19 protein-coding genes are annotated in these 12,673 nt (G+C 54.1%); all 19 read right to left on the bottom strand.

What is annotated here, in order from left to right; translation table 11 throughout:
* Nucleotides 1-555: a hypothetical protein gene (locus NF683_RS01715; RefSeq protein WP_253921120.1), complete on the bottom strand. Its 555-nt coding sequence runs from the start codon at nt 553-555 to the stop codon at nt 1-3.
* 208 nt (nt 556-763) lie between these two features.
* Entirely contained in the window at nt 764-1,015 is a 252-nt protein-coding gene (locus NF683_RS01710; RefSeq protein WP_253921119.1) for a hypothetical protein, read from the bottom strand.
* A 35-nt stretch (nt 1,016-1,050) separates the two neighbouring features.
* Nucleotides 1,051-1,506, bottom strand: coding sequence for a hypothetical protein (locus NF683_RS01705; RefSeq protein WP_253921118.1), 456 nt, complete (start codon nt 1,504-1,506; stop codon nt 1,051-1,053).
* Between the two features lie 86 nt (nt 1,507-1,592).
* Nucleotides 1,593-2,492: a phage tail tube protein gene (locus tag NF683_RS01700; RefSeq protein ID WP_253921117.1), complete on the bottom strand. Its 900-nt coding sequence runs from the start codon at nt 2,490-2,492 to the stop codon at nt 1,593-1,595.
* A gap of 67 nt (nt 2,493-2,559) precedes the next feature.
* Nucleotides 2,560-2,841 carry a hypothetical protein gene (locus tag NF683_RS01695; protein ID WP_253921116.1) on the bottom strand — a complete coding sequence of 94 codons (282 nt, stop codon included), beginning with the start codon at nt 2,839-2,841 and terminating at the stop codon, nt 2,560-2,562.
* Nucleotides 2,842-2,843: 2 nt separating this feature from the next.
* Nucleotides 2,844-3,248: a phage tail terminator-like protein gene (locus tag NF683_RS01690; RefSeq protein ID WP_253921115.1), complete on the bottom strand. Its 405-nt coding sequence runs from the start codon at nt 3,246-3,248 to the stop codon at nt 2,844-2,846.
* Entirely contained in the window at nt 3,245-3,628 is a 384-nt protein-coding gene (locus NF683_RS01685; RefSeq protein ID WP_253921114.1) for a hypothetical protein, read from the bottom strand. The genes NF683_RS01690 and NF683_RS01685 overlap by 4 nt, the downstream gene beginning before the upstream one ends.
* Nucleotides 3,628-4,023, bottom strand: coding sequence for a hypothetical protein (locus NF683_RS01680; protein WP_253921113.1), 396 nt, complete (start codon nt 4,021-4,023; stop codon nt 3,628-3,630). The genes NF683_RS01685 and NF683_RS01680 overlap by 1 nt, the downstream gene beginning before the upstream one ends.
* A 285-nt stretch (nt 4,024-4,308) precedes the next feature.
* A complete protein-coding gene (locus NF683_RS01675) occupies nt 4,309-4,680 on the bottom strand; it encodes a hypothetical protein (RefSeq protein WP_253921112.1) in 372 nt (123 codons plus the stop codon).
* A 3-nt stretch (nt 4,681-4,683) separates the two neighbouring features.
* On the bottom strand, nt 4,684-4,935 hold the full coding sequence (locus NF683_RS01670; RefSeq protein WP_253921111.1) for a hypothetical protein: 252 nt from the start codon (nt 4,933-4,935) through the stop codon (nt 4,684-4,686).
* Nucleotides 4,936-4,979: 44 nt separating this feature from the next.
* Nucleotides 4,980-5,942, bottom strand: a complete 963-nt coding sequence (locus NF683_RS01665; protein ID WP_253921110.1) for a major capsid protein — start codon at nt 5,940-5,942, stop codon at nt 4,980-4,982.
* An 11-nt stretch (nt 5,943-5,953) separates the two neighbouring features.
* The gene (locus tag NF683_RS01660) at nt 5,954-6,676 is read right to left on the bottom strand and encodes a hypothetical protein (RefSeq protein WP_253921109.1); all 723 of its coding nucleotides are present in this window, start codon (nt 6,674-6,676) and stop codon (nt 5,954-5,956) included.
* Between the two features lie 84 nt (nt 6,677-6,760).
* On the bottom strand, nt 6,761-7,009 hold the full coding sequence (locus tag NF683_RS01655) for a hypothetical protein (RefSeq protein ID WP_253921108.1): 249 nt from the start codon (nt 7,007-7,009) through the stop codon (nt 6,761-6,763).
* A gap of 83 nt (nt 7,010-7,092) precedes the next feature.
* Nucleotides 7,093-7,275 carry a hypothetical protein gene (locus NF683_RS01650; RefSeq protein WP_253921107.1) on the bottom strand — a complete coding sequence of 61 codons (183 nt, stop codon included), beginning with the start codon at nt 7,273-7,275 and terminating at the stop codon, nt 7,093-7,095.
* 131 nt (nt 7,276-7,406) lie between these two features.
* Nucleotides 7,407-7,763, bottom strand: a complete 357-nt coding sequence (locus NF683_RS01645; RefSeq protein WP_253921106.1) for a hypothetical protein — start codon at nt 7,761-7,763, stop codon at nt 7,407-7,409.
* 47 nt (nt 7,764-7,810) lie between these two features.
* A complete protein-coding gene (locus NF683_RS01640; protein WP_253921105.1) occupies nt 7,811-8,965 on the bottom strand; it encodes a minor capsid protein in 1,155 nt (384 codons plus the stop codon).
* On the bottom strand, nt 8,965-10,374 hold the full coding sequence (locus tag NF683_RS01635) for a DUF4055 domain-containing protein (protein ID WP_253921104.1): 1,410 nt from the start codon (nt 10,372-10,374) through the stop codon (nt 8,965-8,967). Before NF683_RS01635 ends, NF683_RS01640 begins: the two co-directional genes overlap by 1 nt.
* Nucleotides 10,374-11,870: a terminase gene (locus NF683_RS01630; RefSeq protein WP_253921103.1), complete on the bottom strand. Its 1,497-nt coding sequence runs from the start codon at nt 11,868-11,870 to the stop codon at nt 10,374-10,376. Before NF683_RS01630 ends, NF683_RS01635 begins: the two co-directional genes overlap by 1 nt.
* Nucleotides 11,871-11,872: 2 nt before the next feature.
* Complete coding sequence (locus tag NF683_RS01625; protein ID WP_253921102.1) at nt 11,873-12,481, bottom strand: hypothetical protein; 609 nt, start codon at nt 12,479-12,481, stop codon at nt 11,873-11,875.
* Nucleotides 12,482-12,673: the final 192 nt, after the last annotated feature.

Below are 12,673 nucleotides of genomic sequence, written 5' to 3'. Positions count from 1 at the left end.
CTAATGAAAGCGTTGCGCTTGCTCGTTACGAGCATCAGCAAGAGCGTAAAAGCCCTGTAGGTCTATATCGCTCTCGAACGACTTGGCGTTGCCGTTCAATCGGCGAAGGTCAGAAATAGCCTTGCCTAGCTTGACGCGAGCAATGCCAAGCAGCTTCCGGGCCTGCCTTGTTTCCGGCAAAAGCTCGGCTCTGAGCATTCTCGCCTTATTGATCTCTGCATCGAACGCTTCTTCTAGCTGATGGATATCATCCAGCTGAGAAGACCAGTTATCAATACCAAAAACTGATGGGGCCTCTTCGGCTTTGCTGAGCTTAACCAATACGCTATCTAGGCAAGATATGTAATTTTTTAAGGCATCCACGCACCTTTCAGACCTAATGCGCTGCTGGGCTTCTGCATAGGAGACTGAAGACGCTCGCTCAATTGCCGTCGTATAAACAGAGGCGGGCACATCTTCTAGCGTAACAACCATGCCGCCCACGGCCATAGTCACAGCCGTACAAAGCCTACTGGCCTGTAAGACGATAGGTTTTTTGGCGAAGGGTGTATTCATGACGGCTACCTACTTAGTTGCTGCGCCCTGAACGAGGGCTGCTCTTGGAATTAAAGAGCGAGAAGCGCGTTGCGCATTTATACGTACCAGAATAGGGTCTGTAAAGCCGCTTTACAACTAATGCTTGTGTGTTTTTGTTAGTCGTTAGGCTTACGAAATCGCGATGCGCTTAGGGTTTCGCGCGAGGTGCATACAAAAAGCCGCCTGATTAGGCGGCTTGGTGTTGCTGGCTCTGCTGGTTTATTTCTCTGAACGTATCATCCATCGCTATTACGACTGATAGCGCTTCTTCTGGATCACACGGCCACTCAAGGCGCTCGGCAAGGTCGAGGACAGTCACCGGATTAATTGGGGTGATGCCGCTCATGCCGGGTTGGCGCGTGCGATGGAGAATTGAGAACGCGCCCATCCAAAAGTTGGTGCGCTCATCAAGCTCAGGGGCGTCATAGTCGACGCCCAAGAATTCACAGTCTGCGCGATACTCCTCCTGAGCCTCTAAGAGGCTTTGGCCTTCGCGGCAGAACTGGCTTTGCCAGCGGAGGAAGCCCGAGGCTTTTTTGCCTGCTCTTCGGCTTCGATGCGATCAAAGCGCTCAAGGTCTACCGCTTTCTGTGCGATGAATGGCACCACGTCAGGGCGGTTCTGCAGCAGATCGGCCACGGCCTCAATTGAGTAGGGCACCTGCACTTCTTCGCCGTCTTCATTCAGCGCTGTCACGTTGCGCCAGTCACGAATCAAGCCTTCTGCGACAAGCTGAGCTTCTTTGCGGTCTTCCTGTTCAGCGGTCAGCTCGTCGCCATGATCTTTGCGATAGCGTTTATCCAGTTTGCGCTTAACGTCGCGGTAAACGCTGTTATGCATGCGGGCAATTTTGAACTCGCCGCCCATGATTTCGCACCATTCGCCGTCGGTGAATTTAGATGCGTCAAATTTATCAATACGAAAGCTCATGATTACTACCTCTATCCGTTATGGGTGATTGTCCGTAATAAAAGAGGCCTCCCAGCCACGGACAAACAGCGGGGAGGCCAAAGCGGTTAAGGGACGGGTACGGTGCGGGTAATGCTCATCATGACGCCGGTCGCGTCGCGCCCTGGAGCAATATCAAGCTGCTGGTCGAGGATGGTATCTAGTGCGCCGTTTGGCAGCTCACCACTCAGGAATACGCGAGGCAGCGCCAGGGCGTAGGAGTAGTCTTCTGCTGACAGCGAAAAGCCAAATGCAATCGGGTCGCTTAGCAAGCCTTTGCGCCACAGTCCCATCGAGGCAGTCGAAAAGCGGAAGTTTATGTTGCCGCTAAAATCGAAGGTGCCCGGCTCGTGGTGCTGGTAAAGATTGCCGCCGCACTGGTCAGACTGGAAGTTGCCGTTGATGGTGATGTCGAAGCCTTTGATACAGATGCCTGTAGGCTCACTGCCGTCGATCAGCACTGTGTGGAAGTTGTTCGACATATCCATGATGATGTTCGCTTCAGGCTCGTCAAACGTATCGCCAGACGGGTCGTATTCATCATCGTGGCCGCGACCCATGACGGTCACTTGCCCAGTCACTTTTTGTCCTGATGTGGCTGATAATTGCAGCTGAGTTTCTGATGCGTCAGAGATCAAGATATGTTCACCCAGATCCATGTAGCTCTTCAGATAGTCCCAGCGGGTTTCCGTGACGCCATTGGTGATTGAGTCAGTTACCCATGCGCTACTCAGCACAGACGACATGATCGAATCAAAATTCACAGCGCTAAATTCAAAGCTAACCGTGCCGTTAGGATTGATCATCGTTGTCTTTTGATCGCCCCGGGTTCGGTCGTCTCTGATCTCTTCCGAGCGAACAGTATCCATAGCGACAGTTAGCGTATCGCCGGTGTTGCGCAGAATCTGCCAATTGTCAGTAGAGCCAGCCGGGCGGCGGGCAATACGGGCGCGAGAGCCACTTGCCATAGTTAATTACCTCGTGGTGGTGATACAAAAAAACCGCCACGAAGGCGGTTGGTTGGTGCGGGGTGGGTTATCGGTTTTTCCAGACATGTATTCGTCGGTAGGCGTCGAGCACTTGGCCGTATCGAGTAAATAAGGCGGCGTTGCTCTGCATTTGCTCGGAGTGCATCTGCTTTTCCTCCTCATGCACTGCCTTCATCTCGTCCAGGATTGAGATTTGCGATTCAAGGAACTCGGCGTTTCGCTTTTGCTGCTCGGCTAGTCGCTTCTGAATCGTGATAAGGATCAAGAAGTTAGCGCCTGCGCTTATAGCCAGCGCCACGGCTGTAAAGACCATTCCGGCAATCTGCATAATCACCCCATTCTGAACGGCGTAGTTGCGTTGTATTGGTACCAATCGTTGCTTTCACCAATGCGCTGAACGCTCATGGCTTGCGTCTCGAAGTGGCCGTCTTGGTAGAACTCAAATAACGGTACCAGTGAGTCAGCGAGCAACGCGGCAGGGCGTGAACCTCGATGCTTTGGCGTGAACACTTGGAACTTAACAAGCCCGGTGCGCCGTACGCACGGCTCCGAGGCGTTGCCCGCAGGAATAGAGGCTCCGTGCTGGATAGTGCAGCGTACCCAGCTCTCTTTGTTCTCAATCGCCGCTCTAACATCGGGTGTCTGCGGTGCGCCGTCGTACTCGACCGGCACGCCATCCCAAGTGGATAGGCGCCGCTCAATGGCTAGGCGGATGGATTCGAAGGTTGGATTCATCGTCCGTAGCGCTCCCGCGTGCTGTTGTAGGCGATAGAGTAAACGCCATACGGCGCTTGGCCAGACCATCCATCCTCGATGCGCTCGCCATAGGGAATGTTCGTCTGAATAGTGACCAGCTTGAACGGTGACGGGCTGTCCGCCAGAATCCGTTCAGCCTCGCGCATTGATTCATCTGGCCCGTAATGAGGTACATTTTCATGGTCGACGTCATCAATCGTTAGAAAATGCGAGCCACGGTAGGCACCTTCATCGACGGGCGAATGAATGATCAGTTGCTGCAGGGCGAACAGCACCATTTCAGCGCCTTGGGCGCTTAGCTGGCCTTCAACCTCCTGGATAAAGCCGCCCAACGGTACGGACCAGCCACCCTTAACCATTACGTTTTCCTCAATTGCAGAGTATGTGTAACATCTGCCGGGTCGCCGCCAATACCGACAACTTTCATTCCGTTAATAACATCATCAATCTTTGGCGTGGCCAGCTCGCCCGTAGGCTCGCCATCAACCACCATGACCGTTTCGATCTTGAGCGCGGCACTCAGCTTGTAGTCAGTCGCAAGGATGTTCTCGCCGTCGATTTCCATCTGGCTGAACGACCCAAAAACGCCGCGCCCTCGGTAACCAGTGGTCACAATAGGCGTCTCGCCAGCCTCCCAATCATACTCACCCGAAGCAGTAGAGCGCACGCACTCAAAGGGCTTGATGGCGTCGCTCAGCTTGCCGTCATACGCTTTTGGGAGCTTGGCGTTTAGCTTGTCTTGGATGTATCCCATCACAGATCCTCAAGGCTGGTAGTGGCCCCGCAGCCTCGGCAGAAAATACCGTCAAGCAACACTAACCAAAGGTCATTGCCGCACGTACTGCATTGGTAGGTTTCCGCATCAGCCGGAAAGAAATTGCCGCTGAACTCGCCTTTGGATAGGCTACATGACGGGCACTCTAGGTTGCCGTGAGTATCGACAGGAGCGACAGCAAACCATTCATGCTGGCATCCTAGACACTTGGCCTGCCCGCTGTTGTGGGGTCTATGGTCATCAAGACTGATTACTTTACCCATGTCATAACCTCGACAGAATGCGGACGCTAGAGCCAAAGGGGTTAAGCCAGGGGCGCAACAAGTCTTTGATGTAGAGCATGTCGCCCAGCATCGCCTTGGCGCCGTCCTGATATTCAGTGCTCACAGACACCGTATCTGCCTTTACCGACTCACTCTTAATCGCTCCTTCGCTATCGGCGTAAAGCGTCCCGCCTGCCGCCATCTTGGCGAGGTAGGCGCCAGCACGAACAATGCGCTCGTCGTCAACGTCGGCTGGGATTCCTTTAGCCGTGAGCCAGTCGCTTGCCATCTGCACGGCTAACGGCTTGGCGGCTTCCTCGGCCCAGTCACTACCGAGCGCTTCATCCACTTGAGTGATAGTGACGTAGGGCATGGGTTATTCCTTGTCGGCTTGATTGTCGGCGGTTGCGGCTGATGGTTTGTCAGTCTTAGCGGTTGCTTTTGGCTTTTTGGGCGCGGCTACCGTCTTGACCGGCACCTTAATGGCTTCGTAAGCCTTCACTACCTCGGGATAGTCACCTTCAACCACTACGCTATCGGCCTTTTCTGGTCGAGCGAAGTGGCGAGGGTTGCGGTAGTTCTTGCCTTGTTCAAAACCGGTCTTGCGGTCTGAGTAAGTCAATTCCATGTCAATCTCCTAAATCGAGGCGACCCGAAGGTCGCCCCTGGTTATCAGAGTGAAGTTACCAGCACGCCTGCGGTTGATTTGTTATCGGTGGCGATCTTAGACCAGTTGCCACCGGTACCGATGGCCGCGTCGGTCGGTGATTTAACTGCTGTATTCCACGCATAGCCCTTGAGGCCAAGATTGAACGTGTACTCAGCCTGGAAGACGCGCTCGATATTCTCGTTGCCGGTCTTTTCTTCGACAGTGGCGTAGTAATCGCCGTTGTCTTCGACCATGGCAGCGCCTTCGGACAGGCCTAGGGTGTGGTAGTGATCCACTCCCGCGCCACCGCCGTCAGCCTCGAACAGAGCCGGGGCATCAGTCATCACGAAACGACGACCGAAGCCATCCTGGGTCACGCGAACGGAACCGAACTCGAACAACTGGTTGGAATTGGTCAGCGCGCCGTCGAACACATCAGTCATGGCCTTGGAGTGAAGTACCCACACCATGATATCCATCATGCGGTCGCCGAACTTGCTAGCCCCTTTGTTTAGGGCGTTAAGCGTCAGGGCGGCGGCAGTGGCGTCGTGAACGATATCAGTGTTGCCTGAAAGAGCGGTTTGCAGGGCAAGAATAGCGGTGTTCACTTCATCGGCGATCACGCCGCGAGCCACTTGCTCACCGATCACGACGCCAGCCTCTTCAGGATTACGCTGAATCCAGGAGAACTGCTGCGGCTCGAACTCAACCGGGGCGGTGCCGCCAGCGATTTTGACCGCGATGTGGGTAAGCTGCTCAAGCTTGGTAGGAGTTACGGTGCCAGAGCCGTAGGCGTTACGACGACGCATCAGGCCGCCAATAGCTTTGTAGCTGGCCTCTTGCGCAAAGTCGCCTACATTGCCTGACTGTGATAGGCGCATAGCGCCATTGGTAGCGGAGTTAAAGAGCTCAATTTGCTGCCGAATCGTTTCGGTAGCGGCTGAGTACATGAAGTCGTTGAAGACTTTCATATCGGCAAGTGCCATAGGGTGTTACCTCATTGCTGTTTACGTTTCAGGATTTCGACTTTTTCAGCCGTGGTTTTTGCGTCCTTCCACGCCCTAGGCGTTGAGGAACTGCCGGTACTGCCGGGGGCTCCGCTCCCCTTGGGAGTCGGGAACCAGTGAGGGGCTTGGTCGCGCATGGACTCAAGCCACGTTTCAGGGGTGAGAGGCTTGCCGGTGCTGTCGTAACCGGCGCTCTCACGAGCTACAACATTGCCTTCGTCATCGACTTCAAACAGGCTTTGCGCACGCAGAAAGGCGTCTTGTGACGCGCTATCAATAAGGCCAAGCTTTGACGCAGCGCCACGGATTTCATCGCTTAGAACGCGGCCACGGAACTTGTCAGCAAACGTCTTGGCTTGCTCGGCGGTCTGTGTGGCTTCGTTCAGCTTGCGGTCATACTCTCTACGCATGCGCTCGGTGCGCTGATTGATGACTTCATCCATCTTGCCATCGGCAATCAGGCGGGCCTCTTCAGACTGTGCGATTTGATCTTCAAGCTTGCGGGCGCGCTCGGGATCAATGCCTTCATACTGCTTGAGACTGTCCTTTAGCTTGCGCTCGTTGGCGAGCAGCTCGTCGCGCTTTGTCTTTAGTCCGCCCACCTCTTTGTCGATAGCCTCTTGATGCTTGGTCGATAGCGCCTCTTTGAGGGCTTTCGCCTTTTCTTCATCCAGCTCAAGGCCAAGTTCAGCGAAGTCGATTTCCAGTGCCATGTTGTGCTCCTAGAGCGTTGCGATACCTACCTAGTAGGCATAAAAAAGGCCGCCCTTAGGCAGCCTATTGATCGAAATTTGGGTTTATACCGTCGCCACGGTCTTGCCGTTGGCGTTCATGATCCAGGCTCGGTCGTCTGCATAAATAAACCGGCGGACGCGCTCACCGTCAGAGCCTTGGTATTGAATAATCACTCTCGGCAGATCCTTTTGATCCAGGCCTTTGGTGATAGTGTGATAATCAGTTTCGCCATGCTGAATAAGCGTTACATCTCTCTGCGCTTCTTCAAGGACAGTATTGTCGTTTGCTGGTGAGTATTTCACTGTGAACATAGTTGCTTCTCCTGCTGCGGCTACGAAAAAGCCCCGGCGGATGCCAGGGCTTAGGTAAGTGGTATTGCTTGGCGATTGGTCGCCTAAGAACCGGTGTCGTCTTCTACCATTGCTGCCAGCTCGCTCCGAAATGCTTCAATATCGGCGCAAAGCTCTTTGTCGGTTAGCTCGCCAAAGTGGCAAGCAGAGGCGGCGCGATCAATTAGCTTGATTGCCTTCATGGCGGCTTTATTACCAACCAAGGCGCTTATCTCAGCTTTGCTCATCGAATGCTCCCAGTTTAATCTGCACAGCCAAACTCAACTCCCAATTCATCCGCATGATGATCAGGTCGTGAAAGGTGGCAATACCGGCCTGCTGTCGCTGCCAGCATTGCCACCATGCCCGAAAATGAGGGTCAGCCATCTTCATCTAGGGTGCTAACTGGAGTATTTTCGCCCAGCAGATCCTTAAAATCGCCGATAGTTACAATGTCATGGCCATCGTGAAGATAACAACCCGTTATATCACCGCCGTCATTACTGATGATGGAGCGGATTTGTTCAACCAGCTCCTGTAGGTTGTCTCTCGCATTGCCGTTACCTGGAGCTGGCAGTCGCATATACATAACTGTTTCGTACGCTGGGGCTCCTTTACTTGTCTTACACAGCAGCGGGGAGAATCCATCAGGGCCGAAGGACTGAATTGCACACTGGTAGTGCATTCCGTTAGATATTTCTAACGTGAATTCTTGGGTTGTAAAACTCGATTGCATAAGGCTCCCATCCATGATGCGACTTTATGATTAGGGTATCACTAAACCTAACCAATACCACTACCAAACACCTCGCGGAAGTCTTTCGCGTGCTGCTGGCGAAGCTCTGCAATCGTGTACCTAGTCCCGTCGGCGCGAATCATCTGCCCGATACTGATCTTACCCTCTTGGAATAGCTTGTAACGGGTGGGGCCAAAGTATTGGCGGGCAAAGGCGGCGTTGTCGGAGCGCTTAAGGAAGTCGGTCATCGACGTTGATGCTCGCACCTGCCCAATCATGCCATCAGGGCGCTTGTCTTTCGGTATACGCTGAATAGGCTGGAAGGCTTTCACATACGGCCTATTGCCAGCGATGCGGCCACCGAAGTAGGGCGCAATGACTGAGCGGCAGCCGTAATGCAGAGGAGGGCGCGGGTAGTTGCTGCCTACGTCGAACACGTCGGAATCCAGATCACTGCAACGCAATGTCGTGCGGCCGTCGATGGTTGCCACGAAAACGACCTGCTCAACACCCAGAGCTAAATAGGTTTCATCGTATGCCATATTCGACAAGTGGGTGCGACCAGTGCGAACAATCGTCTGTAAGTTATTGCGCGTCGTCTTCAGCACACCATCGCTGTAATTCATCGACTTGGTACCGCGCAGGGCGCGCACTATCTGGTCGTTCGTTTCCCCCTGGCTGACGCCTTCACGAATCCGGCTGATCACGCGGGCCTTGGTATCGCTGCCCGCGTCTTTAAGCGCGTCCTCGATGAAGATGCCGAGCGCTGGCGTTTCCATCGCCTGCTTATAGACCGCTGCAGCGCTAATAGCAGCCGTTGGCGCATCAACTAGCGTCTCTTGCATCAGATCAACGATGAAGTCCGATTCCGCTTGCGTGAACTCTATCGCGCCGTCTTGCCACGTCGACATGATCGTGGTGCCGAGCGATGCGGCCCACTCATCAAGGAACTTGACGACGCCTTGCACGCGGGTCGGCAAACGGTCAACGCGCTGGCCTGAGCGATAACGGCTCAGCGTGCGCAGTTCGCCAGGGGTGAGGTTGTCTAATCGCTCTAGCAGCTCCATGCCTAGCGATCTACCTGCATTACCCACCACATCGTTCATCTCAGCCACTAAGCCGCGATTGTTTCGCTCTACAGCCAAGGCATTGCGAAGGACTGCATCAAAGGCTTTCTGCTGTGCGCGCTCGATCTCATCCATCACTCAACCCCTTCGGGCAGCGGCAAACCTCCTGTTGTCATCAGCGAAACCAGCTCATCGTCTGACATGTCAGTAAGTCCAGCTTTGCGCATTGATTCAAACAGCACTTCATTCGGCGCACGATCAGCCATGACGATGTTATAGACGACTTGAAGCATCGCGGCGTCTACTTCTTCTTTGCTGAACTTGGGCTCAACCTTGAAGATGACTTGCTCAGCTACCTCAGACTCTTTCATGCCCTTCCAGTACGCGATATAGCGCAGCATTTGCTCAAGCGCTTCGGCACCGTTCACGCATACGCTGTAAAGCGCGGAGTATTGGTCATTCTGCCTAGCCTTGCGGGCCTCGCCTGACTCCATGCCGCCAATGTCGATAGTCTTGGCGCCTGACTCAGCAGCGGCGTTCTGCTGGTCTTGCATGGCTTGGCGAAGCTTTTCAATGCCCGCGCCTGTAAATTCTAGATAACCGCATTTGCCATTTTCTGGCAGCATCCAGGCAGCCATAGGGCCAGTGACGCGCATATCACCGTCACCGTTCATTGCAATCCACGGCTGGGGGTGGGCGGTGTAATGCATCGCCGTGTAGTAATCAGCGCTAAGCTGGTAATACTTGAGCGCGGCTTTAGCCATTGTCTGCAGCGGGATCTCGTCAACATCCGCGTTGTTGTCAGTACTTCCAGCAAACACGGCTGGAATGAACTTTAGCGGCGTTGACTGGGTGCCGCCAATGAGGCCGGGGTATTCGGTATCTTCTATTTCAACGCCTGCCTCGTTCATGATGCGAACGCGGTAACGCAGACCCTCTTGAAGATCGAGCACCCTATAAACGGTTTCGTATTCAGGCGCGAATTCGTCAGCTCCAGCCTTTAGCTTTTGCTCAGTAAATACCACTAGAGTTAAGTCTTGCCGCCCTCCAGCATCTGAGGTTAGCCAGTTAGGTGCCGTTTCAGCGGTGTAGGTCGCAATGTAAGGCTTTCCGTTATCGTCAAACTCAGCCAGCAAAGGCTTTCGGCCTTTGGTCAGTAGAGCGGCCACAATGCGCAAGTAGAGCTGTTTTAAGCTGAATCCGTCGCTGGTTGCCTCATTAAGCAGGTCTGACATCTGATTCGGTAGCTGAATCTCAGGCTCCTGGCGCGATACTAAGCCAACCATCGTGCGCAGCGAGTCTTTCACCCAAAGAGGATACTCGGCGCGGCGCTTGTACGCATCGTAAAGCTGCTTGGCCTGCGCGGGCGTTAGCGGGCTGTTATCCGTGGCCGCAAGCGACTCGGCCTCGATCATTCCCGAGGTTTTTGACAGATAGATGATGCCGCCAGCGGAAATGGCGCGAGGCCCAACAAGCGCGTCTTCCATCTCCTGCCACTCTTCGAGCATGGCGGTATACTGTTCATTCTGCGATGTGACCGCCATTAGCCGAGGCCTCCGATTCGTTTCATGCCAGCGCGTGGCTTGGGTTTGCGATTATTAGCGACAGCGAAATATCGGAACGCGTCAGAGCCGTGAGACGACCAGTCATGAAGCGGCTTATCTTTCCAGCAGCCGCGCTTGTCATCCCATTCTTTACGGTAGTTTTCCAGGCAGAGAACGCCTTTCTCGGCTTTCGATAGGTCGAATGCACACTTGGGCAGAATCTCCCTAGCTGCTTCGATGCCTTCATCGATGCCCGCCTTTGGCACTACGTTGAACTTGATGCTGTATTTATTACCGTCTATCTCGTAGCCGTCTTTAGCCATATCTCGGCGTGACTTGCCGTCGCCGCCAAACTCGCGGTTATCAATATCGTGAGGCGCCCAATGCTCGTCATACGTGTAGCCTTTGTCTTTCAGCACTTTCATGTAGTGACGTAGGCCTTCGCCGCTGTTTTCGTAGTAGTCGATGACGTGGTATTCAGTACCGACCTTGCGAACAAACCAAATAGCCGTGGAATCGCCCACGCCCAAATCCCAGTAAGTGGATACCGGAAGGTGTGAGTTATTAGGGATCTCGCCAATGCGCTGTTGTGAATAGAGCTTGGCGAACTGCTTGGCGTAGTAAGCGCCCTCGACTGACTGCTGGAACGCTTCGGCGGGTATCGATGGATACTCCCGCTTCATGTCGTCGCCTAACGTGCGCTCTTTGGCGTGATACCACGCCTTCTGTCCAGCGGTTACCTTGATGCCGTGCTTAATCTCAAGCTCGGTGAAATAGTCGACAAGGCGCTGCGGTAGCTTGCGGTCAGTCTCTAATGAGTAGAGTGGGTTCATCCACCAGGAGAAGAAAAAGAACTTCCAGTCCAAAGCGGTCAGTGGCGTTTTCGATAACGCCTGCTTCTCTGCCTGCTGGCTGTACTCAAAGAACGAACCTGCGCGACCCTCTGCCGTCGACTCGATGGTGACAAAGCACTCATCGGATACTGCTTCAAAAGCACCGGTGACTATCTCCCGCGCCTTGTCGGGGAACTTGGCGCATATCTTCCCGAACTCAGAGACGTGCAGGTAACGCAGGGTGCCGCCACGGAACGACGTGCTGATATACAGCGAGCCGCCTTTGGAAAACACCAGCTCGCCAGCGGCGTCGTTGCTTGCCGGGTTGGCCTGGCGTATCTCTAGGGGCAGGTGCTTATAGGCGTACTGGATCTTTTCACGGAACAGGCGCTTGGCGTCGTTCAGCGTGTGAGCGATCAATGCGCACTTAGCCGACTCGAATAACGCTGCATCAAGCTGGATGATGCATTGCTCAGTGGTAAAGCCAAGCTGGCGAGCTTTCAGTATCAGGTTGCGAAAATGCATCTGCTCGAAATAAGACAGCTGCTCCGGCGTCATTCGGAAGCGAACCTTCTTGCCCTGCTTATCCGTGATGAAGTAGAGATTATTCAACCGCCACAGCTTATCCCTGAGCTTTGCCATGTGCTTAGCGCTTAATGCCATGGCTATGCCTCTTGGGAAAGTTCGTCCATTAGCTTGGAAAGCTCGTCTGCGTCACTGCCTCCTAGCTTGCTATCAAGGTCGTAGGCTTGGCGCTCAAGGCTAACTAGCGTTTTCAGCGTCTCGGCCAATTCCTTCATGGTCTTGGTGCGCGTCGGGAGCGATACAACTTTCTGATACAGGTCGTTCAGCTTGTCCATGCCGTTGTCGTCAGGGTCGCGCAGCAGCTCACCCAGCTCTTCGTAAAGCTCGCGGTTATCGGTCAGTGCTTCCAACTCGTCCAACAGCTTGTTGGTCAGGCGCCGTGATCGTGATATGTCGCTGCGGTGAGCCATGCGCACATTGGCAATGGCCTCAGCATTACTAGCGATTATCTCCCGCTCGGTATCCGCCCGTTTCGTGGATACCTCTTTGGATACCTCGCGTTTGGATACCAGCGCGTCAGCCTTGGCTTTGATCTTTGCTTTGAGATCTCTATCCCACTCGTCACGCTTTGCACGCTTATTGATAGCGCCGTGAGTGATGCCGTGCTGTGAGGCTATTTCTCGAATTGATAAGAGGCCAGCCCGGTAGGCCGACTCAATGGCCTCCCAATCGGGCGACTTCTTCGTCATATCATTACCTATGGTCAATACACATTAGAGAGCGCCCAGGGTGGAACGCTCTTTGATGTGCATTTACGCCTCAAAATGTCATTCTGAAGCAGAATGGCGCTTCATGCTCACCGATGGCGTCTGCGATGCCAGTACGCAGATAGCAGAAACACGGCGATGATATAGCGCTGCCTTAGCCATGCCTGCAGGCGT

Origin of the sequence: Halomonas sp. MS1, assembly GCF_024182575.1 — a bacterium.
In the GTDB taxonomy this organism is placed as follows: domain Bacteria; phylum Pseudomonadota; class Gammaproteobacteria; order Pseudomonadales; family Halomonadaceae; genus Vreelandella.
This window is presented reverse-complemented; position numbering and strand designations above follow the sequence as displayed.

Excerpts from the sequence above, each read along its gene's own strand:
- NF683_RS01715 (WP_253921120.1), bottom strand. The coding sequence starts at position 555 with ATGAATACACCCTTCGCCAAAAAACCTATCGTCTTACAGGCCAGTAGG.
- NF683_RS01705 (WP_253921118.1), bottom strand. The coding sequence starts at position 1,506 with ATGAGCTTTCGTATTGATAAATTTGACGCATCTAAATTCACCGACGGC.
- NF683_RS01700 (WP_253921117.1), bottom strand. The coding sequence starts at position 2,492 with ATGGCAAGTGGCTCTCGCGCCCGTATTGCCCGCCGCCCGGCTGGCTCT.
- NF683_RS01695 (WP_253921116.1), bottom strand. The coding sequence starts at position 2,841 with ATGCAGATTGCCGGAATGGTCTTTACAGCCGTGGCGCTGGCTATAAGC.
- NF683_RS01690 (WP_253921115.1), bottom strand. The coding sequence starts at position 3,248 with ATGAATCCAACCTTCGAATCCATCCGCCTAGCCATTGAGCGGCGCCTA.
- NF683_RS01685 (WP_253921114.1), bottom strand. The coding sequence starts at position 3,628 with ATGGTTAAGGGTGGCTGGTCCGTACCGTTGGGCGGCTTTATCCAGGAG.
- NF683_RS01680 (WP_253921113.1), bottom strand. The coding sequence starts at position 4,023 with ATGGGATACATCCAAGACAAGCTAAACGCCAAGCTCCCAAAAGCGTAT.
- NF683_RS01675 (WP_253921112.1), bottom strand. The coding sequence starts at position 4,680 with ATGCCCTACGTCACTATCACTCAAGTGGATGAAGCGCTCGGTAGTGAC.
- NF683_RS01670 (WP_253921111.1), bottom strand. The coding sequence starts at position 4,935 with ATGGAATTGACTTACTCAGACCGCAAGACCGGTTTTGAACAAGGCAAG.
- NF683_RS01665 (WP_253921110.1), bottom strand. The coding sequence starts at position 5,942 with ATGGCACTTGCCGATATGAAAGTCTTCAACGACTTCATGTACTCAGCC.
- NF683_RS01660 (WP_253921109.1), bottom strand. The coding sequence starts at position 6,676 with ATGGCACTGGAAATCGACTTCGCTGAACTTGGCCTTGAGCTGGATGAA.
- NF683_RS01655 (WP_253921108.1), bottom strand. The coding sequence starts at position 7,009 with ATGTTCACAGTGAAATACTCACCAGCAAACGACAATACTGTCCTTGAA.
- NF683_RS01650 (WP_253921107.1), bottom strand. The coding sequence starts at position 7,275 with ATGAGCAAAGCTGAGATAAGCGCCTTGGTTGGTAATAAAGCCGCCATG.
- NF683_RS01645 (WP_253921106.1), bottom strand. The coding sequence starts at position 7,763 with ATGCAATCGAGTTTTACAACCCAAGAATTCACGTTAGAAATATCTAAC.
- NF683_RS01640 (WP_253921105.1), bottom strand. The coding sequence starts at position 8,965 with ATGGATGAGATCGAGCGCGCACAGCAGAAAGCCTTTGATGCAGTCCTT.
- NF683_RS01635 (WP_253921104.1), bottom strand. The coding sequence starts at position 10,374 with ATGGCGGTCACATCGCAGAATGAACAGTATACCGCCATGCTCGAAGAG.
- NF683_RS01630 (WP_253921103.1), bottom strand. The coding sequence starts at position 11,870 with ATGGCATTAAGCGCTAAGCACATGGCAAAGCTCAGGGATAAGCTGTGG.
- NF683_RS01625 (WP_253921102.1), bottom strand. The coding sequence starts at position 12,481 with ATGACGAAGAAGTCGCCCGATTGGGAGGCCATTGAGTCGGCCTACCGG.